Raw genomic sequence first — 16,523 nt, 5'->3', positions numbered from 1 at the left:
CCGATCCGCGGCTACCCCCAGGGTCGTTTGGAGCCCGGGTAGCGGCTTTCCGGCAGGAAAGCCGTTGTCCGGGCTGTTGTTTTCCGATATAATTCAAAAGTTTTCATCGTCCTGCCCAGCTTTGGGCGGGTAACTTTTTGGATGGGCGTTTCGCCCATTTTTTATTTGTAGCGCATGGATCTGCACTCATTAGTTGAAAATACGGTCACCGGCCTGGGTTACGAGCTGGTGGACCTGGAACTGACGCCCCGGGCCCGGGTTATCCGCGTCTTTATCGACCAGCCTGAAAAGGAGGGCGGTATCGGCGTGGAGGATTGCGTTGCCGTGAGCAACCAGCTTTCCCGCGTGCTGATGGTGGAAAACATCGATTACGACCGGCTGGAGGTTTCCTCCCCCGGTCTCGACCGGCCTTTGAAGAAGCTGGCCGATTTCGATCGCTTTGCCGGCCAGGAAGTGCATATCCGCTTGCGCGTGGCGCTGAACAACCGGCGCAACTACAACGGCATTCTCATGGGCGTGCGCGACGGCAAGGTCTGCGTGCGCCTGATTGACAAGAACAGCGGCAAGGAAGAGGGCGAAGTGGCCCTCGAGCCGGGCAATATCGACAAGGCCCGGCTGGAGCCGAAGTTTGATTGATGGCGGGTTGAAGGCAGATACGAGGAGAGAAAAGCAATGAGCCGCGAGATTTTGTTGCTGGTGGATGCACTGGCGCGCGAAAAAAACGTTGCCAAGGATGTGGTGTTCGGCGCTCTGGAGTCGGCCCTGGCATCCGCTACCAAGAAGCGTATTAACGACGAAGCCGACGTGCGCGTCGTGATCGACCGCAATACCGGCGAGTACGAGTCCTTCCGCCGCTGGCAGGTGGTGGCTGACGAAACCTACGTCAACGAGTTCCTGGAAATGCCCCTGTCCGAAGCCCAGAAGCAGGACGAAGGCGTGGAAGTCGGCGACGTGATCGAGGAATCCCTGGAGCCCATCGACTTCGGCCGTATCGGCGCCCAGGCCGCCAAGCAGGTCATCCTGCAGCGCATCCGCGATGCCGAGCGGGAGCAGATCCTGGCCGACTTCCTGGAGCGCAAGGAACACATCGTTTCCGGCACCATCAAGCGCATGGAGCGCGGCAACGCCATTATCGAAGCCGGCAAGATCGAGGCCCTGCTGCCCCGGGACCAGATGATCCCCAAGGAAAACCTGCGCGTCGGCGACCGGGTCAAGGCCTTCCTGCTGCGCATCGACCGCAATGCCCGCGGTCCCCAGATCATCCTCTCCCGCACCGCGCCGGAATTCATCATCAAGCTGTTCGATCTGGAAGTGCCCGAGATCGAAGACGGCCTCATGGAAATCAAGGCTGCTGCCCGGGATCCCGGCATGCGCGCCAAGATCGCCGTGAAGTCCAACGATCCCCGCGTGGATCCGATCGGTACCTGCGTCGGCATGCGCGGTACCCGCGTCACCGCCGTCACCAACGAACTGGCCGGCGAGCGCGTGGACATCGTGCACTGGTCCCAGGATCCGGCCCAGTTCGTCATCGGCGCCCTGGCTCCGGCCGAAGTCAGCTCCATCGTGGTTGACGAGGAAAAGCACAGCATGGACGTGGTGGTGGACGAGGCCAACCTGGCCATCGCCATCGGCCGCGGCGGCCAGAACGTGCGCCTGGCCTCCGAGCTGACCGGCTGGAACATCAACCTGATGACCCAGGAAGAGTCGGAAAAGAAGGTGGAAGCAGAAACCGCTGCCACCCGTGTGCTGTTTATGGAAAAACTGGATGTGGACGAGGAAGTTGCCAACATCCTGATCGACGAAGGCTTCTCCACCCTGGAAGAAGTTGCCTATGTGCCCCTGGCGGAAATGCTGGAAATCGAGGCCTTCGACGAAGATACGGTGAACGAGCTGCGTAACCGCGCCCGTAATGTGCTTTTGACCGAAGCCATCGTCACCGAAGAGCAACTCGAAGGTGTGGAAGATTCCCTTTTGGCCCTGGACGGTATGGACAAGTCCCTGGCTGCCAAGCTGGCTTCCGGCGGTGTGAAAACCCTGGACGACCTGGCCGACCTGGCTGTGGATGAACTCACCGAAATTACCGGCATTGACGCAGATCGCGCCAAGCAACTGATTACCAACGCCCGCTCGCACTGGTTCGAGTGAGAGGGAAGGGAGAGAAGTAAATATGGCGCAAACCACCGTATCCCAATTTGCCGCCGAGCTGAAAATGCCGGCCGCTGTTCTTCTGGAACAGCTACAGAAAGCCGGCGTCAGCAAGCAAGCCGCTGAAGATCAGCTCTCCGAGCAGGACAAGACCCGTCTGCTCGACTACCTGCGCAGCAGCCACGGCGAAGCCCAGGGCAAGAACAAGATTACCCTGACCCGCAAGCAGACCAGCGAGATCAAGGCCCAGGATTCCACCGGCAAGACTCGTACCGTCCAGGTCGAAGTGCGCAAGAAGCGCGTCCTGGTCAAGCGTGAAGCCGGCGAAGGCGTGGTCGAGGCAGCAGTCGAAGAAGCCCAGCAAGCTGCCGTTCAGGCTGAGCCGGTTGTCGAGCCCGTGGCTGCACCCGTGGTCGAGGCCGCGCCCGAACCTGTGCCCGAGCCCGTGGTGGAAGTTGCTCCCGAACCCGCACCCGAGCCTGTGCCCGAACCCGTGGTGGAAGCCGCTCCCGAGCCCGTTGCTGCTCCGGCTGAGGAGCCCGTGGCTGCCGCCGAGCCTGCTCCGGCTGCCGCGCCGACCCGCACCAAGGTGGTCAAGCGCAGCATGGTTTCCGTCATCGGCGAAGCCGAGATGAAAGCCCGGGAAGAAGAGGCCCGTCGCCACCAGGCCCTGCTGGAACACCAGCAGCGGGAATACCAGGAAAAGCAGGCCCGCGCCGCCGAACTGGTGCGCCTGCGGCGTGAAGCCGAGGAAAAGGCCGTGGCCCTGAAGGCCGCCGAAGCTGCCAAGAAGGCGGCGACCGCCCACCAGGTGGCCCAGCCGGCAGACGACAAGCCCGCCGACCGCACCCTGCATAAGCCCGCCGGCAAGCCCGGCGACGCCAAGCCCGGTGCCAAGAAGGAAGGCGGCTGGAACGACGGCAACAAGAAGCGTCCCGGTCTCAAGACCCGTGGCGGCGATGCCAACAGCGGCTGGCGCAGTGGCGGCGGCAAGCATGGCAAGCGCCATGGCGGCGGCAACGACGAAGCCCATGCCTTCCAGGCGCCGACCGAACCCATCGTGCGTGAAGTGCACGTGCCCGAAACCATTTCCGTGGCCGATCTGGCCCACAAGATGGCAGTCAAGGCCACCGAGGTGATCAAGACCCTGATGAAGATGGGTTCCATGGTCACCATCAACCAGGTGCTGGACCAGGAAACCGCCATGATCGTGGTGGAAGAAATGGGCCACAAGGCACTGGCGGCCAAGCTGGATGATCCGGATGCCTTCCTCGACGACGCCGTCGAGCATGTGGATGTGAAGCAGGAGCCCCGCGCCCCGGTGGTGACCGTGATGGGTCACGTGGACCACGGCAAGACCTCCCTGCTCGACTACATCCGTCGCACCCGCGTGGCTTCCGGCGAAGCCGGCGGCATTACCCAGCACATCGGCGCCTACCACGTGGAAACTCCCCGCGGCATGGTGACCTTCCTCGACACCCCGGGTCACGAGGCCTTCACGGCCATGCGGGCCCGCGGTGCCAAGGCCACCGACCTGGTGATCCTGGTGGTGGCGGCCGACGATGGCGTCATGCCCCAGACCAAGGAAGCCATCCACCACGCCAAGGCGGCCAATGTGCCCCTGGTGGTGGCGGTGAACAAGATCGACAAGCCCGAAGCCAATCCGGACCGCGTCAAGCAGGAACTGATTGCCGAAGGCGTGGTGCCGGAAGAGTACGGCGGCGATTCCCCCTTCGTGCCGGTGTCCGCCAAGAAGGGTACCGGTATCGACGACCTGCTGGAGCATGTGCTGCTGCAGGCCGAAGTGCTGGAACTGACCGCGCCCAAGGATGCTCCGGCCAAGGGCATCATCATCGAAGCCCGTCTGGACAAGGGCAAGGGCCCCGTGGCCACCATCCTGGTGCAGTCCGGCACCCTGAAGCGGGGCGACATCGTCCTGGTCGGTCAGGTGTTCGGCAAGGTGCGCGCCATGCTGGACGAGAACGGCAAGCCCATCGACCAGGCCGGTCCTTCCATCCCGGTGGAAATCCAGGGTCTGTCCGACGTGCCGGCTGCCGGCGAGGAAGCCATGGTGCTGGCCGATGAGCGCAAGGCCCGTGAAATCGCCCTGTTCCGTCAGGGCAAGTTCCGCGAAGTGAAGCTGGCCAAGCAGCAGGCCGCCAAGCTCGAGTCCATGTTCGACAACATGGGCGAGGGCGCCGCCAAGTTCCTGCCGCTGATCGTCAAATCCGACGTGCAAGGTTCCCAGGAAGCCCTGGTGCAATCCCTGAACAAGCTGTCCACCGACGAAGTGCGGGTGAACGTGATCCACGCGGCGGTCGGTGCCATTACCGAAACCGACGTGAACCTGGCATCCGCCTCCAAGGCCGTCATCATCGGCTTCAATACCCGTGCCGATGCCGGCGCCCGCAAGGCGGCCGATACCTTCGGCGTGGATATCCGCTACTACAACATCATCTACGACGCCGTGGATGAGGTGAAGGCAGCCCTGTCCGGCATGCTGTCCCCGGAAAAGCGGGAACAGATCACCGGTCTGGTGGAGATCCGTCAGGTCTTCCGCATTTCCAAGGTCGGTTCCATCGCCGGTTGTCTGGTGCTGGAAGGCGTGGTCAAGCGCAATTCCCGCGTCCGTCTGCTGCGCAACAACGTGGTGCAGTGGGATGGCGAGCTGGACTCCCTGAAGCGTTACAAGGATGACGTGAAGGAAGTGAAGGGCGGCTTCGAGTGCGGTCTGTCCCTGAAGAACTTCAATGAAATCGAGGAAGGCGATCAACTGGAAGTGTACGAAATCCAGGAAATCGCCCGGAGCCTGTAAGGCACGATGGCTAACAAGAGTTTTTCACGCAAGGACCGGGTGAATGAGCAGATCCGCCGCGAGCTGGCGGAGCTCATTCGCACCGAGCTGAAGGACCCTCGCGTCGGCATGGTCAGCCTGACCGACGTCGAGGTGACTCCCGATTACGCCCATGCCAAGGTTTTCTTCACCACCCTGGCGGCCGCGGAGCAGCTGGCGGAAATCAAGAAGGGCCTGGACAAGGCTTCCGGTTTCCTGCGGCGGGAACTGGGGCGCCGGGTGCGCATCCACACCACGCCCCAGCTGCATTTCGTGTACGACAATTCCATCGAGCACGGCACCAGCCTTTCCCGTCTGATCGACGAAGCGGCGGCCACCAGCCGCCAGACTTCACCCGACGAGGATGGGGAAGCCCCGCCGGATACCGCTGCCGAAAGCTGACCAGCTCATGTCCAAACCCAGACGCACCTGGAAACAGGTGGATGGGGTGCTGTTGCTGGACAAGCCCCTTCACCTCTCCTCCAACGACGCGCTGCAAAAGGCGCGTCGTTTCTTTTCGGCCGCCAAGGCCGGCCATACCGGTACTCTCGATCCCCTGGCCACCGGTCTGCTGCCCATCTGCTTCGGCGAAGCCACCAAGTTTTCCGCCGACCTGCTGGATGCCGACAAGGCCTATGTTGCCGACGTCCGCCTTGGTCAGACCACGGCCACCGGCGATGCGGAGGGTGAAGTCCTGCAGACCAGGCCGGTACAGGTTTCCGCCGAGCAGCTGGCTGCCGTGCTGCCCCGCTTCACCGGGGTGATTGCCCAGGTGCCGCCCATGTATTCGGCCCTCAAGCGCGATGGCAAGCCGCTCTACGAGCTGGCCCGCCAGGGGTTGGAGGTGGAGCGGGAAGCCCGGGAAGTAACCATTCTCAGCCTGGCCGCCAGCGATTTCGACGGCATCAACTTCCGTCTGCAGGTGGATTGCAGCAAGGGCACCTACATCCGTACCCTGGCCGAGGACATTGGCGAGGCCCTCGGCTGCGGTGCCCATCTGACGGGCCTGCGGCGTACCCGGGTCGGTCCGCTGGAACTGGATCGTGCGGTGTCCCTGGCAGAGCTGGAAAATACGGAGGAGGCGGACCGGGGGCGCTATCTGCTGCCGGTGGATGCCTTGCTGCGGAGCTTGCCCGAGGTATTGCTGGAGGCTGAATCCCTGCAGCGCTTTGCCCACGGCAATCCGGTGGCAACCGACCTCCGGTCCGGTAAGGCCCGGGTCTATGGCGAGGGCGTCCTGCAGGGGGTGGGAGAGGTCAGGGAAGGCAAGCTGTGGCCCTACCGCCTGCTGCGCCAGAAGGACAACGGCTAGGGGCGTGCAAAATAGCGGGGAATGGCCGGAATTTTCTTGCTACTCCTCTGCTCCCTGCGTATAATCCGCCGCTTCGCTCCCCGTGGAGCGAAGTTTTTTTAACCGTCGGGCGCCTGGCTCTATCAAACTGGGGCAGCGTCGTAACACTCAAGAGAGTTTGACATATGGCTATCAACACCACTCAGAAGGCCCAGATCGTTGGCGATTTCCAACGTGCTCAGGGCGATACCGGTTCCTCCGAAGTGCAGATCGCGCTGCTGACCGCACGCATCAACGACCTGACCGGTCACTTCAAGGAACACATGAAGGATCACCACTCCCGTCGCGGTCTGCTGCGCATGGTGTCCCGCCGCCGCAAGCTGCTGGACTACCTGAAGCGCACCGATGTGGACAAGTACCGCAGCGTTATCGAGCGTCTGGGCCTGCGCAAGTAATCTTGCCCACGCCTGATACCGTCCGCCCATGCGGTCGGGACGCATCAAGTAGCGTTTGAAAGAGCGGGCGGCCTTTGGCCGCGCCGCTCTTTTGCTTTCCGGGAGCATGGTTTTCCCCGGGTAAGCAGGTAGAATCGGCGGTTGCAAGAATTTAAGCGAAGACAAGAGAAAGAGAGAAAGGAAGATATGTTCAATATTGCAAAGAAAACCTTCACCTACGGTGCCCATCAGGTCACTCTGGAAACCGGCGAGATTGCTCGCCAGGCCTCCGGCGCCGTACTGGTCACCGTTGACGACACCGTGGTCCTGGTGACCGTGGTCGGCGCCAAGCAAGCCAAGCCGGGTCAGGATTTCTTCCCCCTGACCGTCGACTATGTCGAGAAGACCTACGCTGCCGGCAAGATCCCCGGTGGCTTCTTCAAGCGCGAAGGCCGTCCTTCCGAAAAGGAAACCCTGACCTCCCGCCTGATCGACCGTCCCATCCGCCCCCTGTTCCCTGAAGGCTTCTACAACGAAGTCCAGGTGGTGGCGACCGTCATGTCCCTGAATCCCGAAGTGGATTCCGACATTCCCGCCCTGATCGGCGCCTCCGCTGCCTTGGCCATTTCCGGCATTCCCTTCTCCGGCCCCATCGGTGCCGCCCGCGTCGGCTACATCGACGGCCAGTACGTGCTGAATCCCTCCGCCACCCAGCTCAAGGACAGCAAGCTGGACCTGGTGGTTGCCGGCACCCAGTCTGCCGTGCTGATGGTGGAATCCGAAGCCAAGGAACTCTCCGAAGAAGTCATGCTGGGCGCCGTGGTCTACGGCCACGAGCAGATGCAGGCCGTCATCAACGCCATCAATGAACTGGTGGAAGAAGCCGGCAAGCCCGAATGGGAATGGCAGGCTCCGGCCCAGGACCAGGTCCTGGTGGGCAAGCTGGAAGCTCTGGTCAAGGCCAAACTGGAAGAGGCTTACAGCATCACCAGCAAGCAGACCCGCAGCCAGCGCGTCAAGGAAATCCGCAGCGAAGCCGTTGCCGCCCTGTGCCAGGGTGAAGATGCTCCCGACGAAAACACCGTGGCCGACCTGTTCTTCGCCATGGAAGCCGCCATCGTCCGCGGCCGCATCCTGGCCGGCGAGCCCCGCATCGACGGTCGCGACACCCGCACCGTGCGTCCCATCACCGTGCGCACCGGCGTGCTGCCCCGTACCCACGGTTCCGCCCTGTTCACCCGTGGTGAGACCCAGGGTCTGGTGGTGGCCACCCTCGGTACCAGCCGCGACGAGCAGATCATCGACGCCCTGGCCGGCGAGTACAAAGACCGCTTCATGCTGCACTACAACATGCCTCCCTACGCCACTGGCGAAACCGGCCGCGTCGGTTCCCCCAAGCGTCGCGAGATCGGTCACGGTCGTCTGGCCAAGCGCGCCCTGCTCGCCGTGCTGCCGCCCGCCGACGAGTTCTCCTACTCCATGCGCGTCGTGTCCGAGATCACCGAATCCAACGGCTCCTCCTCCATGGCTTCCGTCTGTGGCGGCTCCCTGGCGCTGATGGATGCTGGCGTGCCCCTCAAGTCCCACGTGGCCGGTATCGCCATGGGTCTGATCAAGGAAGGCAACCGCTTCGCCGTGCTGACCGACATCCTGGGTGACGAAGATCACCTGGGCGACATGGACTTCAAGGTGGCCGGTACCGATTCCGGTATCACCGCCCTGCAGATGGACATCAAGATCCAGGGCATCACCAAGGAAATCATGGCGGTGGCGCTGGATCAGGCCAAGGCCGGTCGCCTGCACATCCTGAACATCATGCAGGATGCCCAGGATGCTCCGCGTACGGAAATGTCCGCTTACGCTCCCCGTCTGTACACCATGAAGATCAATCCGGAAAAAATCCGTGACGTGATCGGCAAGGGTGGTGCTGTGATCCGTGCCCTGACCGAGGAAACCGGTACTTCCATCGACATCCAGGACGACGGCACCATCACCATTGCCTCCACCGACGGTGAAGCCGCCGAGATGGCCCGCAAGCGCATCGAAGCCATCACCGCTGAAGTGGAAGTGGGCAAGGTCTACGAAGGTCCTGTGCTGAAGATTCTGGACTTCGGTGCCATCGTCAGTGTCCTGCCGGGCAAGGATGGTCTGCTGCACATCTCCCAGATCGCCAACGAGCGCGTCAATGCCGTGGCCGACTACCTCAAGGAAGGTCAGGTCGTCCGCGTCAAGGTTCTGGAAACCGACGAGAAGGGTCGCATCCGCCTGTCCATGAAGGCTGTGGCTGCCGAAGAGGCTGCTCCCGCCGTGGCTGCAGAACCGCAACAGTAAGTTTTTCACCGTTGCAAAGGAAAAAGGGCGCTTCGGCGCCCTTTTTCATAGTTTGATCCGCCGACAATAAAAAAGCGCAGCCGAGGCTGCGCTTTTTTGCGGCGGAGTGCTCCGCTTACTTGGCGACCTGCTTTTCCCGCAGTTCCTCCAGGGTCTTGCAGTCGATGCACAGGGTTGCCGTGGGGCGGGCTTCCAGGCGCTTGATGCCGATTTCCACGCCGCACTTGTCGCAGAAGCCGTAGTCGCCGGAATCGATGCGACCCAGGGTCTCGTCGATCTTCTTGATCAGCTTGCGCTCCCGGTCCCGGTTGCGCAGTTCCAGGGCGATATCCGTTTCCTGGCTGGCCCGGTCGTTGGGGTCGGCAAAGACAGTGGCTTCATCCTGCATGGTATGCACCGTGCGCTCGATGTCAGCCATCAACTCCTGCTTCAGCGTGCCAAGAATGGCGCGGAAGTGAGCCAGCTGCTTGCTGTTCATGTATTCCTCGCCCTTCTTGGGGACGTAGGGCGTGAAATGTTTGTGGAGCAAATCTTCAGCCATGTTCGAAGACCATCCGTGTTTGTGCAAAAAGGCGATTAAATATCAGAAAAGCATCTTACCTGCAACAATCATTGATTGCACGAAAAAAAACTACTTTTGGCGCTTGACCACCCCGGGGGGCATGTGTAGAATTCGCGTCTCTTCGGGGCGTAGCGCAGCCTGGTAGCGCATCTGCTTTGGGAGCAGAGGGTCGTGAGTTCGAATCCCACCGCCCCGACCAGCAGATACAGGTTGCACCCAAGGCGAGCGAGAATTAGCGCCCGTAGCTCAACAGGATAGAGCAACGGCCTTCTAAGCCGTAGGTTGTGAGTTCGAGCCTCGCCGGGCGCGCCAAACAGGTTTCAGTGGCGGTATTAGCTCAGTTGGTAGAGCACTGGATTGTGATTCCAGGTGTCACCGGTTCGATCCCGGTATATCGCCCCAAAATAAGCCCGCGTAATCATTAGGTTACGCGGGCTTTTCGTTTTCTTCCCCCGCGATTTTGTAAGTTCATTCCTGGACTTTGTAAGATCACTTTACCGCCCGGGCTTTTCTTACTCTTCTGCGGTCATATACCGAGGCAACTATGGACTCGGTTTTGTGGCCCGTGAGTTCGCTTGCTTTCCGGCCTTGCTCAATTACATCAGTTACAGTTTTTGCCCTCAAATCGTGGAAAGTGAATCTTTCGTTCCCTTTTTCCACCCATTCGTTTATCAGCCGCTGCCAAATACTCTTGAATCCGCTTGAGGTGTATGGGGAGCCTCGCTGGGTGCGGATAACGTAGGCTGGGACTATGTCGCAGGGCTGATCCAGGGCTGCCTGGACGTAGCGTTTTAGGCGTCTCGACCACTCAACCAAGGTAGCTGCACCGCGCTTGCGTTTGCCGAAGGTAATGCCTTCTGCATTTAGCTGGGATGTGGCTAAGCGGATGATCTGACCCTGACCCTTACCGGTGAGATAAGCAATGGCGAGGGCCAGGGCTATTTGTCTGCCTGGGTATCCCTTATTCCATGCGAACTTGCAGAAGCCTTTTAGCTCCCTATCCGATACGAGCCTATCCCTTGGCGTTTCTTCGTTGCGTTCAACCCCAACGCATGGATTCCGATCTACGATCCCGGCTCCCATCGCTCGATTGAACATGGAAGAGAGCAGGGCGATTTCCCGGTTTGCCCTGACGGGTGATTCCTTGCCCCGGTATTTGTGGAGGTATTGCCAAACGTGCATTGGCTTTACATCCTCCGGGCGCATCTTGCCGAAAACCTTTTTGAGTTCTTCGGCTTCAAGCTCATTGGATTGCAGCGTGGTGAGGGCCAGCTTGCCTGCCGATACTTTGCTTTGCCGATAGTCCATGAGGTCGGCCAAGAGTTCACCGACGGTGCCGGGACGGTAGATTTCACCATCCATGGCCAGGAGCTTTCTCTTTGCTTCCTTGAGGTCATGCCCAAGGTTGATGCGCTCGTTGGCCGGGGTGATGGTGTAGTAGGTCGTGACTCGTTTGCCTTGGTAGACATAGAGGCGAGACATGCCGAGCGTTAGATTTTTCTTGCGCCTGCCGATCATGCTGTTTGTTGTTCCCAATGGGTGAAATCGGGTTCGGTGGATGCCTTGGGGTCCGGGCTGTACAGGCCCATGCGCTTTTCCATATAGGCCAGCAAGACCTTGGGATTGCCCAGGCGGGAGATTTCAAATTCCCAGCCGTTCTTTTCCAGCCATGCGATTTGCAAGTCCCGACGCTTGGCGTCCGTCAGGTCTTCCAGTTGTTCGGAGGTCAGGAATAGGCCCATGGTTGTTCCTATCAGGCGGCTTTGCCCAGGAGTGTTCTTAGCTGTAGCGCCTTGGTGACGAATTCAAGAATCTGGGACTCTTGGAAGATGCGGAAGTTGGCATCCGCCTTGCGCTGCATGTAGGCATAAAGGTCGTCATAGATGCCTGATGCCTTGAGGCATTCCAGGGCTTTTTTTGGTTTAAATCGGTGTCTCGCATAGAGACTTAACAGGTTGCCAAGGGCAAGCATGAGATTCTTTTCACAGCCCATGCCAGGGGTCTTTTTGACCCGCTTGTAGTCAAGGTCACCGACTGGCGCGAAATAGGTAATGTCTTCGCCTAGCAGTTGCCAGAAAGGATCCAAATAGCGGCTGCTGGGGCGCTCTCCCTGGACTTCCAGGCGAAAGCCGTTGAGGCCGTAGCGCCAGAGGCCGGTGAGGTGCTGGGAAACGCCCTGGATATGGGACCAGATGCCCGCCTGAAGGCTTGAGCCGTATTCGAGTTGTTCGGCAGCGCCCCGGGCGAATTCGGCCAGGACGGCGTGATGAAAGCGGAGTTCGATACGCCAGACGGGCAGATCGGGGTTGTAGGCAGGGGTGTCGTAGCTGTCGCCTGCCTTGCGGTTCCAGGTGTCTTGCCAAAAATCCAGCTTGTCCGTGGCCTTGGCTTGAATGTCTTTCCGATAGACGGCCATCTGGACACTGGAAGCGGAGCCGAACAAATAGGACTGGCCCTGGTTGTAGCGTAAGGCGACTTCTCCCAAGTCCATGTAGAGGACTTTGCAGGAGTCATGGGAGAGGATGCGACGAGCCCGGGTAACCAAGCGGTCGGAGAAGTTGGCGGGCGGCTCCCAGCCTTGCACATCGACACAGATATGGGGGGCGCAGCCTTTGGCCTGGGGCTGGTGCAGTACCTGGGCGGCCAGGGTATCCAGTTCCTGTTTCATGGTTTCAATGGAGCGGGGCAGGAGCCAGTGAGGGGAGCACTCGATTTTGAGGTGGGAGGATTCCTTGTCCTTTTCTGCATAGCGGGACTTGAGGAAGAGGATCAGGCCGAGGTCGGAGTTTTGCAGGCGGAATTGGTAGCCAGAGGCCCCGCCGGAGCCAATCATCCAGACATGGCCGCCTAGTTCGATGCACTCGCCGAAGCCTTCGCTGTAGAGGCGTTCGACCTGTTCCAGCAGTTCCAGGCGGATTTCCCCGGAGTAAAGCTGTTTGACGGTATCCAGGCCCGCATGGAGGACTTTTACGCCCCCCAGGTTGATCTGGCCTAGCTCGGAGAAGAAGAGGCGGCCACGGGGATCGGTGACGTTCTCAACGAGACTTTCCAGGGAGTAGCGCTCCCATGTCTTTAGCTTCTTATTCATATTCGCCCTTGTGTTGCATAGTGTTGAAATGTGGTCCAACGGTCCTTTTTCTGCTTTTCTGTGAGACGTGCTACAGGCCCGTCTCCCGAGGGGCATCAGGGGGCCGGCGCAGGCGCCGGCACCCCTGATGCCCCTCCCGCATTGCTCCGTTGCACCTCAACCAGAAGCAGCATTTGGGAGCGGGTTTTGTCCTCGTTCTTGCTACGCAGAAACGAGGGCAGGAAGGAGAGGCCATCCCGACTATCGGTTTCCCTGGATTCATCCATGCCGGCAATCACAATGAGTTCCCCATCCTGGGTGGTAACCGTGGTTTCGGCTTCGCGTTTGAGGATGGTGGGAGAGTCTATGCCGCTGGTGGTGGTGAGGGCGAAGCTGGACACCTGCTGGCCGATCTTGACCATGATGGAATCCTGCATGACCTTGGGGGCGACGGTGATGACGACACCGGCAGTCCGGTATTCGATGGACTGGACGGGATTGCCTGATTTGTCGATAACGGCCCCGGCCCGGGTCGGCACCTCGGAGCCGACCACGAAACGCGCTGATTCGCCATCCATGACGCGCAAGGATGGTTCGGCAACGTACTTAAAGCGCCGGTCCCCATCGATGGCGGTGAGGGCCGCTTGCAGGGTGGTGCCTTGCCAGTTGAGCCTGTTGGCGAGGGCTTGGCCGGCTTGATAGGCAAGGCCCAGCTTTCCGGCCAGGGCGGTCAAAGCCAGGGACAGGGAGCGGGACGAGCTTTCGCCTTCGGTGTATTCGACCAGGGCGGCTTTGACCAGCAGGGACGGGGTGGCGATGTCGACTTGTTCCAGGATGGCTTTGACGCGAGCCACTACTTCCGGCTCTCCACCAAAGACCACCACATCTCCCTTGCCCTTGAGGTCAGGAACGTAGGCCCCGCCGATGCGGGCGACGGAGGAGAGAAATTCAATGGACTTGCCCCGGGGGCGGTGGAAGGCGAGTTCCTTGGGGGCCACTGGCGGCATGCCCTGAAATTGACTGTTCTGGAATGGCTGGCCGTAGCCGTAGGGCTGGCCTTGCAGCATGGGCTGGGGTTGACCGGGCTGGGGTGTGGGGGGAAGGGGCAGATCCTTCCTGGCACCGATGAACAGGACGCCGTTTCTTTCCTGGATCTCGATACCGGCGCCGGCCAGGACGGTTTGCAGGACGGGCAGGACCTGTTCTTTGTCCAGGGACTTGAGGGACATGGTGAGCTTGGCCGTGTTGCCCTGGACCTCCGGGGCAATCACGTAGTCCCGGTGGAGTATGCCTTTGACCACGCCTTCGGCCAGTTCGACGACACCAACGTTGCGGAGGTCCAGGCCCACATCGGCGGCCAGGACATGGAAGGGCAGGCAGAGCAGGAGCAGCCAGCGTTTCATCATTTGACCTTTCTGTACCAGGTGCCGGCGACGAGATAGCGTTCTCCGGTGACGTCGGCCTTGATGGCGGAGGCGAGGGCGGTTGTGCCGTCGGTGAGAATGACTTGGGTGTAGTCCTCTTCGCGGATGACTCCGGCCACTTCCACATCGGAACTGATGCGTTCGACGGGTGTGGTGGCGACCTGCTGGCCCTTGAAATGGGCGAAGCCATAGCCACCGATGGCGCCGAAGAAGGCACCGACCAGCAGGGCGGAAATCACTAGATTTTTGTACATGGCCCAAACTCCCAGATAGCGGCCTTTGGTGTGCCAGGGGCTAAGAACGGTGTAGAGGTGCTGGTTGCCGTATTCGGCACTGATCTTTTGCAGGGTGTCGTAGCCTTCCCACAGGGCCCGGCCAAAGAACCACATGGTGTCGAAGATGGGCGCGGCCTTGTCGAAGCCGTAGCGGAGGGCGACGACGTGCACCTTGGGGAAGCGAAGAGGCTTGCCGGTGATGTGTTTCCAGAGGACGCCCAGGAAGGGGACGCGCACTTTGTCCATGCGGCGGAACTGGCCTTGCAGTTCAATGAGGGAATCCCGGATTTGTTTGTCGATCATTCCGGGGCCTTGGGCGATCAGCAGTAAATCCCAGCCGTATTTGCGGGATTGGGCGAGGAAGGAAATGACGGCGGCCCGGTCACCGGCCTGCCAACTGCGGGAGTTGAGGAAGGTGGCGAGTTCATCCAGGACCAGGAGGCCGTTTCGTTCTTCGTCCAGAGGATTGGGGTTGCCAGGGGGTAGGGCTTCGAGGTCGGTGGCCTTGGGATGGTCGGGGAGGCGATAGACCACGGCCCGGGAGGACGCATGGAGTAGCTTCTCCGGGAATATGTCGAGGTTGGTGGCGACCTGCCGACCTTCGGAAAGATAGCGCTGGATGAAATGCACCGCGCCCAGGGATTTGCCTGCGCCGCGCTTGCCGTGGAGCAGGATTGCGTCGCTCATTACGACCCCAGGAGCATGCGGATATTGGCGAGCTGGTAGCGGTAGAGGAAGGCGGCGGTGTCGGCTACCAGGATGGCGGTGAGGCAGGTTTCAAAGTTGCCGGGAATGCAGGCGTAGATGCCCATGAGCAACCATTCGTTGGTGATGTTGCCCATGATCCCGGCGACCAGGGATTTAATGAGAGTGTAGAAAGTCACCGTGACGGCAAGGACCATGGCGACAGCGGCAGCCCCCAGGGCGATCCGCTTGGTGAAGTAGGTGGCGAGAAAGCCGAAGAGGGCGGAAAAGACGTTAAAGAGAAAGGCGGCAAAGATTGGCATGTCATTCTCCTTTGTTGGAGTCGGTGAAACGACGCCAGATGTGCCAGAGGGTCCAGATGCCCAGGAGGTAGCCGAGGATTTGCCGCACAACGTCAAAATGCGGGCACAGGTCCATGTTCTCGGTGTGGGTCATGCCGGCCATGGGGCCTTTGCTGAGGCCGATGGTGATCGGCAGCGGATGGCAGGCAACGGCAGTACCGGGAAGGAGGGAGGGGAACCAGTCCCTGCCAATGCTGGGCAGGTTGCTTCCGGTGTTCTCAATGGAGGTCTTGAGGGCGTCCAGTTGGGCGGTGGCGGTGGTGACCTTATCGCCGACGGCATCTTTGCTCGTGAAGCCGGTATCGTCGATGGAGCAGGCCGGCGTTCCGGGTAGGCCGCAGGTGATGGTGGCTTCCTTGGTGGGATCGGTGTTGGCGGTAGGGGTGTCCGTCGGTGTGCCGTTGTCCGTGCCGGTGGTGGGGGTGGTGTTCGGCTGGGTGATGGTGCCGGGATTGGTGGAGGTCTGGGTGCCGGTGATCTGGCCGGTCTGGGGATTGACGGTGGTGGTCTGGGTCTGGACGGCGGGGGTGTCGCCGGTGGAGACCTGGGTGTAGCGGTGGATTTCGATTTGGGTGCCGTCAGGCATTACGACCACTTCAATGATGACGGGGCGGCCCGAGGAATCGACACCGGAGACAAAGGCGGTGCGGCCATCATTGCGCAGGCCGGGCTGGAGTTTGTTGTTGTCCAGGTTGGTGCCTTGGGGGCAATCGGGGTCGTTGTGATAGACGAATTTGGAGTTGCCGAATTTGAGGTCACAGTTCTTATCCGGGACGGCTTCCCGGGGATCGGAGAGGGCGCAGCTGGTGCCGGAAACGACGTAACCCTTGGGGCAGGTGGTGGCCGATGTGGTGTTGCGGGTGTACATGGTTTCCGGGAAGTAGTTGCAACCGCCTTCGGCCAGGCAGCAGGAGGTTTTACAGACGCCATCGGTGATGGCGGCACCACCACTGACCCAGCTGGAGCTATAGGCTTGGCACCAGGTCAGGCGGCCCGGGGCGACAGCGGAGCAGGCGGCATCCTTGCTGTCGTAGTAATTGGCACCGTCATAGCTGTATTGGGTGATGGGAACGCCGCCGGAAAGGGGCGTGGCGTTGTTGGGGGCTACAGGGGCC

Annotated in this window: 15 protein-coding genes and 3 tRNA genes; 10 read left to right on the top strand and 8 right to left on the bottom strand. The window is 60.8% G+C overall.

Annotated features, from left to right (window positions below):
- The first annotated feature begins 174 nt into the window (after window positions 1–174).
- The 7 genes from rimP to pnp all read left to right on the top strand — a co-directional run bounded on the left by rimP (window position 175) and on the right by pnp (window position 9,034).
- Entirely contained in the window at window positions 175–636 is a 462-nt protein-coding gene (gene rimP / locus AC1RTA_RS11725; protein ID WP_014237752.1) for a ribosome maturation factor RimP, read from the top strand.
- Between the two features lie 36 nt (window positions 637–672).
- A complete protein-coding gene (gene nusA / locus AC1RTA_RS11720) occupies window positions 673–2,145 on the top strand; it encodes a transcription termination factor NusA (RefSeq protein ID WP_014237751.1) in 1,473 nt (490 codons plus the stop codon).
- Window positions 2,146–2,167: 22 nt separating this feature from the next.
- Window positions 2,168–4,960 carry a translation initiation factor IF-2 gene (gene infB, locus AC1RTA_RS11715; RefSeq protein WP_014237750.1) on the top strand — a complete coding sequence of 931 codons (2,793 nt, stop codon included), beginning with the start codon at window positions 2,168–2,170 and terminating at the stop codon, window positions 4,958–4,960.
- 6 nt (window positions 4,961–4,966) lie between these two features.
- A complete protein-coding gene (rbfA, locus tag AC1RTA_RS11710; protein WP_130458568.1) occupies window positions 4,967–5,380 on the top strand; it encodes a 30S ribosome-binding factor RbfA in 414 nt (137 codons plus the stop codon).
- Window positions 5,381–5,387: 7 nt separating this feature from the next.
- Window positions 5,388–6,290 (top strand): tRNA pseudouridine(55) synthase TruB, encoded by a 903-nt coding sequence (gene truB, locus AC1RTA_RS11705; protein WP_492784794.1) that lies wholly within the window; start codon window positions 5,388–5,390, stop codon window positions 6,288–6,290.
- 164 nt (window positions 6,291–6,454) lie between these two features.
- Window positions 6,455–6,724 (top strand): 30S ribosomal protein S15, encoded by a 270-nt coding sequence (rpsO, locus tag AC1RTA_RS11700; protein ID WP_014237747.1) that lies wholly within the window; start codon window positions 6,455–6,457, stop codon window positions 6,722–6,724.
- A 186-nt stretch (window positions 6,725–6,910) separates the two neighbouring features.
- Entirely contained in the window at window positions 6,911–9,034 is a 2,124-nt protein-coding gene (pnp, locus tag AC1RTA_RS11695) for a polyribonucleotide nucleotidyltransferase (RefSeq protein ID WP_014237746.1), read from the top strand.
- A 115-nt stretch (window positions 9,035–9,149) separates the two neighbouring features.
- Here the strand turns inward: pnp and dksA are convergent, their stop codons facing one another.
- On the bottom strand, window positions 9,150–9,575 hold the full coding sequence (dksA, locus tag AC1RTA_RS11690) for an RNA polymerase-binding protein DksA (RefSeq protein ID WP_014237745.1): 426 nt from the start codon (window positions 9,573–9,575) through the stop codon (window positions 9,150–9,152).
- A gap of 143 nt (window positions 9,576–9,718) precedes the next feature.
- Here dksA and AC1RTA_RS11685 point away from each other — a divergent pair.
- The 3 genes from AC1RTA_RS11685 (at window position 9,719) to AC1RTA_RS11675 (ending at window position 9,998) form a co-directional block, all read left to right on the top strand.
- Window positions 9,719–9,795 (top strand) — tRNA-Pro (locus AC1RTA_RS11685).
- A gap of 36 nt (window positions 9,796–9,831) precedes the next feature.
- Window positions 9,832–9,908 (top strand) — tRNA-Arg (locus AC1RTA_RS11680).
- Window positions 9,909–9,922: 14 nt separating this feature from the next.
- Window positions 9,923–9,998 (top strand) — tRNA-His (locus tag AC1RTA_RS11675).
- Between the two features lie 87 nt (window positions 9,999–10,085).
- Here the strand turns inward: AC1RTA_RS11675 and AC1RTA_RS11670 are convergent.
- From AC1RTA_RS11670 to AC1RTA_RS11640, 7 genes are all read right to left on the bottom strand, one after another.
- Window positions 10,086–11,114, bottom strand: coding sequence for a tyrosine-type recombinase/integrase (locus tag AC1RTA_RS11670; RefSeq protein ID WP_492784793.1), 1,029 nt, complete (start codon window positions 11,112–11,114; stop codon window positions 10,086–10,088).
- Window positions 11,111–11,338 (bottom strand): DUF4224 domain-containing protein, encoded by a 228-nt coding sequence (locus tag AC1RTA_RS11665; protein ID WP_492784792.1) that lies wholly within the window; start codon window positions 11,336–11,338, stop codon window positions 11,111–11,113. The genes AC1RTA_RS11670 and AC1RTA_RS11665 overlap by 4 nt, the downstream gene beginning before the upstream one ends.
- An 11-nt stretch (window positions 11,339–11,349) precedes the next feature.
- The gene (locus AC1RTA_RS11660; protein WP_492784791.1) at window positions 11,350–12,684 is read right to left on the bottom strand and encodes a hypothetical protein; all 1,335 of its coding nucleotides are present in this window, start codon (window positions 12,682–12,684) and stop codon (window positions 11,350–11,352) included.
- 95 nt (window positions 12,685–12,779) lie between these two features.
- Entirely contained in the window at window positions 12,780–14,069 is a 1,290-nt protein-coding gene (locus tag AC1RTA_RS11655; protein ID WP_492784790.1) for a type II secretion system protein GspD, read from the bottom strand.
- Window positions 14,066–15,049 carry a zonular occludens toxin domain-containing protein gene (locus AC1RTA_RS11650; protein WP_492784789.1) on the bottom strand — a complete coding sequence of 328 codons (984 nt, stop codon included), beginning with the start codon at window positions 15,047–15,049 and terminating at the stop codon, window positions 14,066–14,068. The genes AC1RTA_RS11655 and AC1RTA_RS11650 overlap by 4 nt, the downstream gene beginning before the upstream one ends.
- Window positions 15,049–15,369, bottom strand: a complete 321-nt coding sequence (locus tag AC1RTA_RS11645) for a DUF5455 family protein (protein WP_492784788.1) — start codon at window positions 15,367–15,369, stop codon at window positions 15,049–15,051. Before AC1RTA_RS11645 ends, AC1RTA_RS11650 begins: the two co-directional genes overlap by 1 nt.
- A 1-nt stretch (window position 15,370) precedes the next feature.
- On the bottom strand, window positions 15,371–16,523 hold a 1,153-nt coding region (locus AC1RTA_RS11640), incomplete at its 5' end, for a hypothetical protein (RefSeq protein ID WP_492784787.1).

Source organism: Azospira sp. MPR-E4, assembly GCF_058809645.1.
This window is presented reverse-complemented; position numbering and strand designations above follow the sequence as displayed.

Coding starts and splice junctions, on each gene's coding strand:
- dksA (WP_014237745.1), bottom strand. CDS start 9,575: ATGGCTGAAGATTTGCTCCACAAACATTTCACGCCCTACGTCCCCAAG.
- AC1RTA_RS11650 (WP_492784789.1), bottom strand. CDS start 15,049: ATGAGCGACGCAATCCTGCTCCACGGCAAGCGCGGCGCAGGCAAATCC.
- AC1RTA_RS11665 (WP_492784792.1), bottom strand. CDS start 11,338: ATGGGCCTATTCCTGACCTCCGAACAACTGGAAGACCTGACGGACGCC.
- pnp (WP_014237746.1), top strand. CDS start 6,911: ATGTTCAATATTGCAAAGAAAACCTTCACCTACGGTGCCCATCAGGTC.
- rimP (WP_014237752.1), top strand. CDS start 175: ATGGATCTGCACTCATTAGTTGAAAATACGGTCACCGGCCTGGGTTAC.
- AC1RTA_RS11645 (WP_492784788.1), bottom strand. CDS start 15,369: ATGCCAATCTTTGCCGCCTTTCTCTTTAACGTCTTTTCCGCCCTCTTC.
- infB (WP_014237750.1), top strand. CDS start 2,168: ATGGCGCAAACCACCGTATCCCAATTTGCCGCCGAGCTGAAAATGCCG.
- nusA (WP_014237751.1), top strand. CDS start 673: ATGAGCCGCGAGATTTTGTTGCTGGTGGATGCACTGGCGCGCGAAAAA.
- rbfA (WP_130458568.1), top strand. CDS start 4,967: ATGGCTAACAAGAGTTTTTCACGCAAGGACCGGGTGAATGAGCAGATC.
- AC1RTA_RS11670 (WP_492784793.1), bottom strand. CDS start 11,114: ATGATCGGCAGGCGCAAGAAAAATCTAACGCTCGGCATGTCTCGCCTC.
- truB (WP_492784794.1), top strand. CDS start 5,388: ATGTCCAAACCCAGACGCACCTGGAAACAGGTGGATGGGGTGCTGTTG.
- rpsO (WP_014237747.1), top strand. CDS start 6,455: ATGGCTATCAACACCACTCAGAAGGCCCAGATCGTTGGCGATTTCCAA.
- AC1RTA_RS11660 (WP_492784791.1), bottom strand. CDS start 12,684: ATGAATAAGAAGCTAAAGACATGGGAGCGCTACTCCCTGGAAAGTCTC.
- AC1RTA_RS11655 (WP_492784790.1), bottom strand. CDS start 14,069: ATGATGAAACGCTGGCTGCTCCTGCTCTGCCTGCCCTTCCATGTCCTG.